The organism is Gemella massiliensis (genome assembly GCF_900120125.1).
Taxonomy (GTDB): domain Bacteria; phylum Bacillota; class Bacilli; order Staphylococcales; family Gemellaceae; genus Gemella; species Gemella massiliensis.
The window spans coordinates 264,755-276,693 of sequence record NZ_LT635545.1; the positions used below are offsets into that span (position 1 = coordinate 264,755).

The window sequence follows — 11,939 nt, forward strand, 5'->3', positions numbered from 1 at the left end:
CATGAGAAAAAATAAATCGGCTCACTAACGAACCGATTTATTCTTCTTAGCACTAAAATATTTTTCAAATGCTTCTTCTATATCACCTAACGCCGTAATACAAAGAATAATTACTAATAATATATATAATCCTAAAATTATAAATGATGGATTTTCTAAATAATTTATGCAAGTTCCTAATGTAAGACTGGCATAAAACCCTAAAGTTAAACTCTTTACAATAATTGCTATGACTAAAGCGCAAAGTATTACCACTAAAAACATATGCGGTGATAATGCAGCTATACACCCAAAAAACGTTGCAACACCTTTACCTCCCTTAAATTTAAAAACAACAGGTTTAATATGTCCGAGAATCACTAAGATAATACAGATATAAATAATAGTGGCATTTATATTAAATATTTTTAATAAAATAACTACTAAAAAACCTTTGAAAAAATCAACGGCGAGCACAAAGACAAATGATTTAGGTCCTAAAACTCTTCCGGCATTCCTTGCTCCGACATTCCCGGAACCTTTATTGGTAAACTCTTCTCTATAAATAATTTCTAATAATTTTCCGCCCATTATATTCCCTAAAAAATAAGCTAGAACAAAATAAACAATATTTATAATCATAATTTTTCTCCTCTCTTTCTGAACTTTTCTTTTATCGTTCTTAATCCTTCTGACGCAAGCATCAAACAACCTATTGAAAACGGAACTACATAATAAGAAAGTCTATATATTATTATCGTTGCACCGATTACTTCAGGATTAATGCCGAGGTTTTTTAAACCGATTAAAACTAATGTATCAAAAGTACCTAACCCCCCCGGTATCATCGTTAAAAGTCCTATTATAGATGCTATAATAATGACTCCGACTATTTGAAGCTCCTTATTATATACTGACTTTCCTGTATAGAAATAGAGGATAATTAATATAATAATCGCCGCAAAAACCCACTCAAAAAAAGAAATAATAGTAAGTTTTACACTTAAATATCTATCACCTTTTATTTTCGGTTTTTTTAAACTGAAAAATAGGTACAACGGTAAGAAAAAGGACATTAATATCAAACAATAGTAAAATATCGTTTTTTCTTTATAAAGTGCCTCTCCCGGAAAAACATCACAAATAACAAAAATAGATAATAAACTAATTCCTGATAACATCGAAATTAAAATCATTCCTATTGCTGTCACTAAAGTCTTCCCACTTTTTGTATAAGGTTTATACATATAATACCTTAATCCTGCACCGATAAATCCGCCAAAACCTAATACCATATTTAGTGTATTTGTCATAAAACTTATTTTAAAGATTCGAAATGATGACATATGTTTTGTTATATTTATCGCTTTTAAAACAAAATAATCATAAAGACATAAAATAGTTATCCCAAACAAACCACACAACAAAATAAAAAAGAACTTTCCATAACCTAATTGTAAAGTTAACTCCCTTATTTGTCGAAAATTTAAACTTGTGATTTCTTTTTTAAAGTAGGAAAAAATTAAATAAAATATTGCTAATCCCAAAATTATCTGAATAATACCTTTTAAATAATTAAAGGATTTCTTACTTTTTATATTGTGCATATTATTTTCCTTAAATAAATATTTTTCCTAATTTATAATATACCATTTTATCGCCTTTTTTTCAATTCAAATTATTAAAAGATTAAAGAAAAATCAAATAATAAACTTAATTTCTTTATTAATTATAAAAATAAGATAAAATAAAAATATTCATTATCGGAATGATAATAAATATTTTATTACTTAATTAATTGCTACAACTTCTTTATAAGTTCTGTTGTTAATATTGACGAATTAAGTGCCGCAATTTTTAAGAATTCGTCAAAAGTTACTCTATTGCCTTCTTCCGCCTTATCACTCACACTACGGCAAACTATAAATTTAGTGTTAAATTGATAGCAAGTTTGTGCTATTGCCGCAGCTTCCATTTCTACTACCTGCATAGTAGGAAAATTTTTTAAAATATTTTTCTTTATTTTTTTATTAGAAATAAATGAGTCTGATGTCCCCACCAAACCGAAATGAACTTTATGATTTGGCAACACAATCTCACCGGCTAACTGTTGTAAATATTTATCACTTTCGTATTTTGCCGGCATTTGCGGTACTTGACCTATTTCATAACCGAATTCCGTTGCATCAACATCAAAATGCCTTACCTCTGTCGCTACTATCATGTCGCCTATTTCCATATCACCTTGCAATGCACCGCACGTTCCGATATTAATAACATAATCAATATCATAATTATCAAGTAAAAGCGTTGTTGCTATTGCTGCATTAACTTTTCCGGGTAAACTTAGCATAAGTACAATATCCTTATTTTCATATTGTCCTTCATAAAAATTGACATGAGCTATCTTATTTTCTTTAAGATTTTTAATTTTTTTTCTAATAATTGCCACTTCTTCCGGCATCGCTCCGATTAAAGCTATCATACGTCTACCTATTCAACGGCAAGGATTTTTATATCCATTGAATCTTCCGGCCCAGTAGGTAATGAAACTTTAGCTATGTCGCCTACTTCTTTACCTAATAATGCTTGTGCAACCGGACTTTCGTTTGAAATTTTAAATTCAAAAGGATTCGCTTCGGCACTACCGACAATTTTATATGTTTCCGTTAACCCGTTCGGCAGTTCTTGATATGTTACCGTATTTCCTAAACGAATAGCACTCGTTTTCTCATCTAATTCGACAATGACTGCATAACGAATCATTTGCTCCATTTCAAGAATTTTTTGTTCAATAAACCCTTGTTCATCTTTTGCAGCATCATATTCCGAGTTTTCAGAAAGGTCACCGAAACTACGAGCCACTTTAATTTTTTCGATTACTTCCGGACGTTTTACTTTTTTATAATGTTCTAATTCTTCAACAAGTCTATCATACCCCTCTTGGGTCATTTGATATTCTAATTTTTCTTCTAATGCCATACTTATGCTCCTTTGTTAAGTCTTCTTACTTATTATATCTTTTTTTTTATTATTTTGCTAGTAGTGATTTAATTTTTGTAATTAAAATATCAATCGCAATATCGTTATATCCTCCATCCGGAATAATAATATCTGCATATTGTTTGGTAGGTTTAATATATTTTTCGTGCATAGGACGTACTGATAATAAATATTGATTAATTACTGATTCAACGGTTCTCCCACGCTCGTTAATATCGCGCAAAAGACGTCGTAAAATACGTAAATCACTCGGTGTATCAACAAAAATTTTTATATCCATTAATTCTCGTAATTTTTCTGAATATAAACCGAACATCCCTTCAATAATAATAACATCTCTCGGCTCTTGATATTTTTTATCTGTACTACGTGTATGGTTAACATAATCGTACACCGGCAGTTCTACAGCTTCACCGTTGATTAATTCTAACAACTGGTTGTATAACAGTTCATTATCAAAAGCATTCGGATGATCATAATTTGTTTTAACACGTTCATCCATTGTCATATGACTTTGATCTTTATAGTAATAATCTTGCTCGATTAACGCCACTTTATCTATCGTTAATTCTTCTATTATTCTTTTTGTTACGGTAGTTTTACCGCTCCCGCTTCCACCGACAATACCGATAATTTTAGGTCGTTTTGTACTCATTAGCGTCCCATTTCCTTTCTCATCATGTTACTTTTAAATACTCTACTATCCAATTTAGTTCTGATAATTTGCAAAGGATGACGTGCTGCATCAAGCAACTCTCCGTCCTCATCGTAAATTTCTCCGATTACTTGTCTAAAGGTATTAATCTCAGGGCCGAAAAATTCAACTTCTTGCCCTGTTTTAAAAAAGTTACGTTGTTGAATAGTTGCTATACCCGTAGCATCATCATAATGTAATACTTGTCCTACAAAATCATAGTTAGTTTTTTTGCTGCCCTCATTTCCAAACATTTGTTCTGTATATTGCGGTATTTCATAGAAAAACGACATAGCAGTATCACGATTGGCACATTTGTACAGTTCTTTTTTATATTCTGAACTCATTACAAAATTATCCGGATCTGAACAATAATCATCGATTAATTTTCTGTAAACACTTGCTACCGTTGCGACGTAATGAATAGATTTCATTCTACCTTCTACTTTTAGCGAATCAATACCGAGCTCAATAATTTTAGGCACTACCTCAATTAATGTTAAATCCTTGGGACTCATAGCGTAAGGATTTGCTCCGGTATCAAATAATTTTATATCATCTGTGTCGCTTTCTTCATATAAATCATAATTCCAACGACACGATTGACAACAACCACCACGATTGCTGTCCCTAGCCGTCATATAATTACTTAATGTACAACGCCCCGAGTATGCAATGCACATCGCACCATGGACAAACATTTCGATTTCTACATTTGTTTTTTCACGAATTTCTTTAATTTCTTCATATCCTGTTTCACGTGCCAATACTACACGATGCACACCCTCGCTTTCCCAATATTGTACTTCTTTATAATTTGAGATTGATTGTTGGGTACTAATATGTATTTCAACTTCCGGTGCTACCGTTTTACATCTTTCTATAATATACGGATCTGCTACAATAATACCACGCACACCGGCATTTTGCAAGGCAATCAAGTATTCATCTAAACCTGCAAAGTTCTCATTGTGCATAATAATATTTGCCGTTACATAGATATCTGCTCCATATTTTGCTGCAAACTCACACCCCTCACGGATTTCATCTATCGTAAAATTATCCGCATTGCTACGCAGTCCAAACTCCTGACCGCCTAAAAACACGGCATCTGCACCATAGTGAATAGCTATTTTTAATTTTTCTAAATTTCCGGCTGGAAGAAGTAATTCAGGCTTCTTCACAATCACCCGTTTCCCATTTTGTATTTCTGATATATTTCCTATTGCCATATAGTTAGATCACATTCAAGTATGATCCTTCCTCCTTTTATATCTTCTCTAACACTTTATAACAATATTTTACTTCGATACGACCATTATAATATGACTATATTAAATTAATTTTTCAGCTGGAATTTAAAATTTCTCCCGCTAAAATATTCAACATCGTAAACTTTATTGAAAATTTGAGCTTTTAATGTACTTTACCGTTATAAAATATTTTTAAATATGCTCCTAATACATTGTTTTTTTATAGAAAAATCCTAAATCAACTTCTCTATATTTTGGTTTTATTCGTTCAATGTCGTTATAAAAATCTTGTTTTTCATCTTCATATGCTTCTTTATCTTCATAATATAAATCAATTGCATCTCGATAAATTGTTGTAACTTCTGTAATATAATCTTCTTCTTTTAAGACGCCTTCAATTTTAAAAGCACTAACTCCCGCTTCAATCAATCTATCCAACTCTTCAATAGCACAAATGTCCTTAGCACTCATAATATGCGTTCCGTTTGAATCTTCAAAAATTGGATAACGCTCATTTCTATCTTGACTATATAAAAATAACTTTTTAGAATTACTATATTCTTCAATGTACTGTTCTTTTTCACTATACATAAAATAATTATCAACTAATTTTCTAACAGATTGAAACATACACAACATTCCCTGTACTTGAACTTCAATTTCGTACTCACTATCTTTTGTTATTTCCAAAATTTCATCAATAGTTAATTCTTTAGATAAGCAGGTACGATATGCTCCACGTTTACCCCAATAATTACATGAAAATGAATTTGTAGCTAAAGTATGCGGATCCCATTGCAGCTTGAAATTAAGATTTTCATCTCGTAATATTGTTATTATCGTCGGTTCACCAAAAATCAAAGCATCTATATCCAGTGTTGCTAAATAACGTAGATAATCTACCAAATCATCTAAGTGTTTATTGTGAAAGATAGCGTTAACGCTAACATATGCTTTTTTCCCGGCTTGATGAATAATCTCAATCGCTTTTTTTAATTCGGCTCGCTTAAACTCTCCTGCCAAACGCAAACCATATTTTTCCTCACCTATGATAAAACCGTCTGCTCCAACGTTAATTAGTTCATAAATATGTTCGATACTCTTAGGTGTCACTACTAACTCTACCGTCATCGTACTGCCCTTTCTAAAAATTATAGTTTTTTATTCTTTTTCGTAGTTATTGTAATACCGTCCCCAATAGGTAGTATTACACTATCGTATTGTTCATGTTTTAATAACCATTCATTATAATTATTAATTTTTTTTAATAGTTGTTTTAAATTTTTACTATGTTCAATAATATCGGAATTTGCTACCATACCTTTGAATAGAACATTATCCGTTATTACTACAACATCATCCGTAAAATATGGCTCGTACAATTCAAAAAATTTACGGTTTTGGCTTTTAGCTCCGTCAATAAATACAATGTCGTATGGTGCATTAGCTATTACCTTACTATGTAACTTCAGTGCATCACCATGTATTAAAGTTATTTTTTCGCTAAGCCCACGTTCCATGACATTATTTGTAGCAATTTCATACATTTTGTCATCACGTTCCAATGTTGTTACCTTGCAACCGATAGTTTCCGCTAATTTTAGAGCTGTATATCCTATCGCTGTTCCTATCTCTAAAACATTTTTCGCTTGTTTAATTTTTAATAGTTGTAATAGAAAGCGAATGCCTATTTTATCAATAATCGGCACATGATTTTCTTTTGCATATTGTTCTAACATTTGATAAAATTCATCAAAATCTTCTAATAAATTAATGATATATAAATCATCTTTTGATTCTATAGCAACCATATCTTCCTCCATAATTTATACATCATATTATAATACCATAAATATATTAATAAATGCAATTTGTTTGATTATTGAACAGCCCATAATTGTAAGCACCATATATTCTCCCAAATATATAGAACAACTTTTTATAAAATATTTATTTAGATTTTCCCTTGACAAGTGAGCGTTTACTCACTATAATGGAATTGTAAGAGTGAGTGAATACTCACTTGATTAAGGAGGAAGCTATTATGGAAAAATTAATTCACATAAAAGATTTACAAAAGAAGTTTGATAATACGGTTGTTTTAAATAATGTACGATTTACCTTGTTTAATAATGAGATTATAAGTTTATTGGGCCCGTCGGGTTCCGGAAAATCTACTCTTATTAAAACAATGTTAGGCATGGAAAAAGCAGACGCCGGAACTGCTTTAATACTTAACAGTAAAATGCCGAATAGGTTAATTTTAGGATGTATTGGCTATATGGCACAATCAAATGCCTTATATGAATTATTAACCGGTTATGAAAACTTAAAGTTTTTCGGTAATTTAAAAGGGCTGACCAAAAAGGAACTTTCTAAAGAGATTAAAAAAGTATCCGCTGTCGTTGATTTAACGGCACACTTAAAGAAAAATGTCTCAACATATTCCGGCGGTATGAAGCGACGTCTATCATTAGCTATCGCACTTCTCGGTTCTCCGAAACTTTTAGTTTTAGATGAACCGACCGTGGGTATTGATCCATTGTTAAAAAAATCTATTTGGAATGAACTTATTGAACGTAAAAATAATGGTACCGGTATTCTTGTAACAACACATGTTATGGATGAAGCTGAGCTATGCGACAAGGTTGCACTCATACATGACGGTAAAATAGCAGCTTGCGATACTCCGGAGAAACTTAAAAAACAATTTAACTCTACTAATATTGAAGAAGTATTTTTAAATATTGAAAAGGGGGATAATTATGCGTATTCTAGCAATAACTAACCGTATTTTAAAAGAATTATTTCGTGATAAAAGAACATTGGCTATGATGTTTGTAGCTCCTATCTTTGTTCTCTGGTTGATGAATCTGATGTTTTCCAGCAGTGATAAAGTATCCGTTAATCTGGCTACTTTCAATGTTCCTACCTCTGTTACGGAAACATTAAAAACTGTTGATAATGTAACTATTACTAATGTCCATTCCAATGAAGAAGGTAATGATTTATTAAATAATAACACTGTTGATGCTACTATTACTTATAACAATAATACCGGTTATACCGTAACTTATGAAAATACCGATGCAATCAAAACATCTTTCACCAGACAAGTATTAATCAGTTCACTGGTAAAAGTTAATACAACAGAAATTATAAAAAAACTTCCACCACAAATAAATATCCTTCAATATAAATCAACTATTAATGAAAACTTCAAATATGGAAATAAGGATACTAATTTTTTTACTAAAATGATACCGATTATAGTTGGTTTTATCGTCTTTTTCTTTGTTTTTCTAATTTCCGGAATGGGATTACTAAAAGAAAGAACAAGCGGTACTTTAGAAAGATTATTAGCAACTCCGGTTCGTCATTTTGAAATAGTTTTCGGCTATATGCTCTCATACGGAATTTTAGCTATTATTCAAACAACAGTCATTGTCGTTTCTGCAGTAAATTTATTAAAAATCGAACTTGTAGGAAAGCTGTTTTATGTTATAATAGTTAATGTAGTCTTAGCCTTAATTGCCTTATCATTTGGGTTATTACTTTCAGCTCTTGCTAAATCTGAATTTCAAATGATGCAGTTTATTCCTTTGGTAATAATACCGCAACTCTTTTTATCCGGTATCATTCCACTAAAAAACATGGGTGTTTGGGCGGTTAACTTAGGAAAATTTCTACCACTTACTTATGCAGGTGAGGCACTAAGTAATATCATTTTACACGGTTATAGCCTTGGAAAAATAGGCCAAAATATTGTAATACTTATTATTTTTCTAATAGTATTAACAATTTTAAATATAATAGGCTTACGTCGTTATAGAAAAGTTTAAAATCAGTTAGGAGCTCTAATGTCAAATATTTTAATGTCTTATACAGAATACTTATCAGAAGCAAATATGCCTGCCGGAAAAAAGAAAATCATCCTTGCTGCAATCGATCTTTTTTCGAAAAAAGGATTTCACGGTACTTCTACCGCTAAGATAGCCGAAACAGCAGGTATGAGTCAAGCTACTTTATTCAAATATTTTAAAACAAAAGATGATTTATTAAATAGTATTATATCTATCGGATTTCCACCTATCCTCGCTTCTTTTGTCGCCGGCATAAATCAGGAAAAAAATCTTAAAGATATGATTCATCTCCTAGTATTTAATCGTTTTGAATTTATGAAAAAAAATCAAAAATTAGTACGTATCTTTTTCCAAGAATTTATTATTAATAAAGAGTTTAACAGTAATCTAAAAAACATGATTAAAAACGATCCTATTAATTCTAAATTAAAAACGTTGCACCTCATACTTTTAAAGAGTGATAAACGTTTTAATAACAATTTAAATATTACTCAAGTATTACGTATAATTGTAGGCCCGCTTTTCGCTTATTTTTCACAATGTTTTATTTTTTATATTGAAAGTGAAAATGAAGAAGAAGATTTATTATTAATAGAAAAACAAATATATCAGTCGTTAATAGAAAACAACTAAGAAATTGGTTAGCAATTTCTTAGTTGTTTAATTTATTATTCTGAGATTGCTTGAATCGCTGTAATTAGTGATAATTTTAATACATCATCGCTTGAGCAACCGCGTGACAGATCATTTACCGGTGCATTAAGGCCTTGTAAAATCGGTCCTACCGCTTCAAAACCTCCTAGACGTTGAGCAATTTTGTACCCGATATTACCCGCTTCTAAACTTGGGAAGATAAATACTGTTGCATCTCCCTGAATTTCCGAATTTGGTGCTTTCAATTTTGCAACAGGTGGGACAAAGGCAGCATCAAATTGCAGTTCCCCTCCAACCGGTAATGTTGGTGCTTTTTCTCTTACCAATTTAGTAGCCTCCGCCACTTTTTTGGTTTCATCTGTAACAGCTGATCCCATAGTTGAAAAACTCAACATCGCTACTTTAGGATTGATATTAAAACTTTTAGCTGTTTTTGCACTTTCTACTGCAATTTCTGCTAATGCTTGTGCATCTAAACTTGTATTAATCGCACAATCGGCAAAGATAAAACGTGACGCATTTCGTGACATGATAAATGCTCCGCTTGTTCTGCTTACACCCGGTTTAGTTTTTATAATTTGTAATGCCGGACGTACGGTATCTCCGGTTGAATGGATTGCTCCCGATACCAGTCCTGCCACTTCCCCCATATAAACCAACATTGTACCGAAATAGTTCACATCTTTTAACAATTCACGTGCTTTTTCTTCTGTTACTTTGCCGGCACGACGTTCTACGAATTTAGCTAACATTTCGTCATATTTTTCGTAGTTTTCATGGTCAATAAACTCAATACCTGATACGTTTAAGAATAACGGCTGTGCTAATTTCTCCACTTCTTCACGCTTACCGATTAGTACCGGTTGTACATAACTTGTTGAACTCAGCTTAACAGCCGCTTCTAAAATACGTTCATCATATGCTTCCGGCAATACGATTCTAACTTTTTTCCCTTCTAATTTTTCTTGAAGCTCCACAAATAAATTACTTGTCATCTTCTTACTCCTCCTAATTGTATATAATATCTTTAATATGTTTTATTGACTTTAAACTAACGGCATCCATTAAGCTGCCTTTTCCAAAAACAACATAACCTATAATTGTTCCGATATAGAACACAAGCAATATCAAGGCTATATTGCGTAAGTAACGTAGAATAGTATTGTCTATTTTCATAGGCAGTTCCTACTCTTCAATTCTTTCAACATGAGCACCAAGTTTACGCATTTTTTTCTCAATATCAACATACCCTCTATCTATATGGTAAATATCAATAATTTTCGTTGTCCCCTTGGCAATCAGTCCTGCAATAATAAGTGCTGCTCCTGCACGAAGATCCGTCGCTCTAACTGTTGTTCCTTCTAAGCGTGCCGGTCCTTCTATTAAAGCACTACGTCCTTCAATTCTAATTTTTGCATTCATTCTTCGTAATTCTTCGACATGCATAAAACGATTTTCAAATACCGTTTCCGTAATGGTACTGACACCCTCACCCAATAATGTCAATACACTTACTATTGACTGCATATCCGTTAAAAATCCCGGATGTGGTAGTGTTTTTACATCTATCGGTTTTAATATATCAAGATGGTTACTCACACGCATTCCGTCTTGCAATACTTCGATTGATATGCCCATTTCACGCATTTTACTAACAAGTGCTATGTTATCTTTATATAATGCACCTTTTACAAAAACATCGCCTTTAGTCACAGCTGCCGCAATCATGTACGTTGCCGCTTCCACACGATCTGACATAATAGTATGCTCAGCACCTGTCAATTTATCAACACCTTCAATTTCAAGGACAGAAGTGCCTTTACCTGAAATTTTAGCACCCATTTTTGTTAAAAAGTTAATCATATCTTCTATTTCAGGCTCTTGTGCCGCATTAACAATCGTGGTTTTACCTTTTGCTAAACAGCTTGCCATAATGACATTTTGGGTCGCCCCAACGCTGGGAAAATCGAAAAATATCGTTGCACCTTCTAATTCTTTTTCCGCTCTTGCCTCAACAAAACCTGCGTCTTGAATAATTTTTGCACCCAATATCTCAAATCCTTTTAAATGTTGATCTATAGGTCTACTACCGATCGAACACCCTCCGGGCATTGCTACCTTCGCTTTTTTCTCACGTGCCAACATCGGTCCCAGTACAAGAAATGATGCACGCATTTTACTTACAAATTCAAACGATGCTTCTGTTAACAATGGTCTTTTCGCATCTATTTCTAATGTATTTTCTTCCGGTTTATAATCTACTTTTACTCCTAATGATTCAAATAGTTTGCTTATTGTCTTTATATCTGATAATTTAGGAACATTGTAAAATTTACTCGTACCTTCAGTTGCAAGCAGTCCTGCCGCAAGTATCGGAAGTGCCGCATTCTTTGCACCTGAAATCTGTACTTCTCCTATTAAAGGCGTCCCACCTTTAACAACTATTTTTTTCAAGTGTATTCCTCCAAATCTGTATTCACATTTATACAGTTA

General features: G+C 32.3%; 14 protein-coding genes. 3 read left to right on the forward strand and 11 right to left on the reverse strand.

Annotated elements, in window-relative coordinates; translation table 11 throughout:
• Nucleotides 1-24: 24 nt before the first annotated feature.
• The 8 genes from BQ7358_RS03970 to BQ7358_RS04005 all read right to left on the reverse strand — a co-directional run bounded on the left by BQ7358_RS03970 (nt 25) and on the right by BQ7358_RS04005 (nt 6,740).
• The gene (locus BQ7358_RS03970; protein WP_072520237.1) at nt 25-621 is read right to left on the reverse strand and encodes a glycerol-3-phosphate acyltransferase; all 597 of its coding nucleotides are present in this window, start codon (nt 619-621) and stop codon (nt 25-27) included.
• Nucleotides 618-1,586: a lysylphosphatidylglycerol synthase domain-containing protein gene (locus BQ7358_RS03975; RefSeq protein WP_021752877.1), complete on the reverse strand. Its 969-nt coding sequence runs from the start codon at nt 1,584-1,586 to the stop codon at nt 618-620. Before BQ7358_RS03975 ends, BQ7358_RS03970 begins: the two co-directional genes overlap by 4 nt.
• A gap of 194 nt (nt 1,587-1,780) precedes the next feature.
• Nucleotides 1,781-2,464 (reverse strand): 5'-methylthioadenosine/S-adenosylhomocysteine nucleosidase, encoded by a 684-nt coding sequence (gene mtnN, locus BQ7358_RS03980; RefSeq protein WP_062174550.1) that lies wholly within the window; start codon nt 2,462-2,464, stop codon nt 1,781-1,783.
• 8 nt (nt 2,465-2,472) lie between these two features.
• Complete coding sequence (gene greA, locus BQ7358_RS03985; protein WP_021752879.1) at nt 2,473-2,961, reverse strand: transcription elongation factor GreA; 489 nt, start codon at nt 2,959-2,961, stop codon at nt 2,473-2,475.
• Between the two features lie 49 nt (nt 2,962-3,010).
• The gene (gene udk, locus BQ7358_RS03990) at nt 3,011-3,637 is read right to left on the reverse strand and encodes a uridine kinase (protein WP_062174552.1); all 627 of its coding nucleotides are present in this window, start codon (nt 3,635-3,637) and stop codon (nt 3,011-3,013) included.
• Entirely contained in the window at nt 3,637-4,908 is a 1,272-nt protein-coding gene (locus BQ7358_RS03995; protein WP_062174554.1) for a peptidase U32 family protein, read from the reverse strand. The genes udk and BQ7358_RS03995 overlap by 1 nt, the downstream gene beginning before the upstream one ends.
• A 225-nt stretch (nt 4,909-5,133) precedes the next feature.
• Nucleotides 5,134-6,060 carry a peptidase U32 family protein gene (locus BQ7358_RS04000; RefSeq protein ID WP_062174556.1) on the reverse strand — a complete coding sequence of 309 codons (927 nt, stop codon included), beginning with the start codon at nt 6,058-6,060 and terminating at the stop codon, nt 5,134-5,136.
• Nucleotides 6,061-6,080: 20 nt separating this feature from the next.
• Nucleotides 6,081-6,740, reverse strand: coding sequence for an O-methyltransferase (locus tag BQ7358_RS04005; RefSeq protein WP_062174558.1), 660 nt, complete (start codon nt 6,738-6,740; stop codon nt 6,081-6,083).
• A gap of 233 nt (nt 6,741-6,973) precedes the next feature.
• Between BQ7358_RS04005 and BQ7358_RS04010 the strand changes: the two genes are divergently transcribed.
• From BQ7358_RS04010 to BQ7358_RS04020, 3 genes are read left to right on the forward strand one after another with little or no spacing between them, the layout of a single operon-like run.
• Nucleotides 6,974-7,717 (forward strand): ABC transporter ATP-binding protein, encoded by a 744-nt coding sequence (locus tag BQ7358_RS04010; protein ID WP_062174560.1) that lies wholly within the window; start codon nt 6,974-6,976, stop codon nt 7,715-7,717.
• Nucleotides 7,695-8,771 carry an ABC transporter permease gene (locus BQ7358_RS04015; protein ID WP_062174562.1) on the forward strand — a complete coding sequence of 359 codons (1,077 nt, stop codon included), beginning with the start codon at nt 7,695-7,697 and terminating at the stop codon, nt 8,769-8,771. Before BQ7358_RS04010 ends, BQ7358_RS04015 begins: the two co-directional genes overlap by 23 nt.
• Nucleotides 8,772-8,789: 18 nt before the next feature.
• Nucleotides 8,790-9,425 (forward strand): TetR/AcrR family transcriptional regulator, encoded by a 636-nt coding sequence (locus BQ7358_RS04020; protein WP_062174564.1) that lies wholly within the window; start codon nt 8,790-8,792, stop codon nt 9,423-9,425.
• 35 nt (nt 9,426-9,460) lie between these two features.
• Here BQ7358_RS04020 and pta read toward each other — a convergent pair whose 3' ends face one another.
• The 3 genes from pta to murA are packed head-to-tail and all read right to left on the reverse strand — an operon-like array spanning nt 9,461 to nt 11,900.
• A complete protein-coding gene (gene pta / locus BQ7358_RS04025) occupies nt 9,461-10,441 on the reverse strand; it encodes a phosphate acetyltransferase (protein ID WP_062174566.1) in 981 nt (326 codons plus the stop codon).
• Nucleotides 10,442-10,454: 13 nt separating this feature from the next.
• On the reverse strand, nt 10,455-10,622 hold the full coding sequence (locus tag BQ7358_RS04030) for a DNA-directed RNA polymerase subunit beta (RefSeq protein WP_021752888.1): 168 nt from the start codon (nt 10,620-10,622) through the stop codon (nt 10,455-10,457).
• Between the two features lie 9 nt (nt 10,623-10,631).
• Nucleotides 10,632-11,900, reverse strand: a complete 1,269-nt coding sequence (gene murA, locus BQ7358_RS04035) for a UDP-N-acetylglucosamine 1-carboxyvinyltransferase (RefSeq protein ID WP_072520238.1) — start codon at nt 11,898-11,900, stop codon at nt 10,632-10,634.
• Nucleotides 11,901-11,939 lie beyond the last annotated feature (39 nt).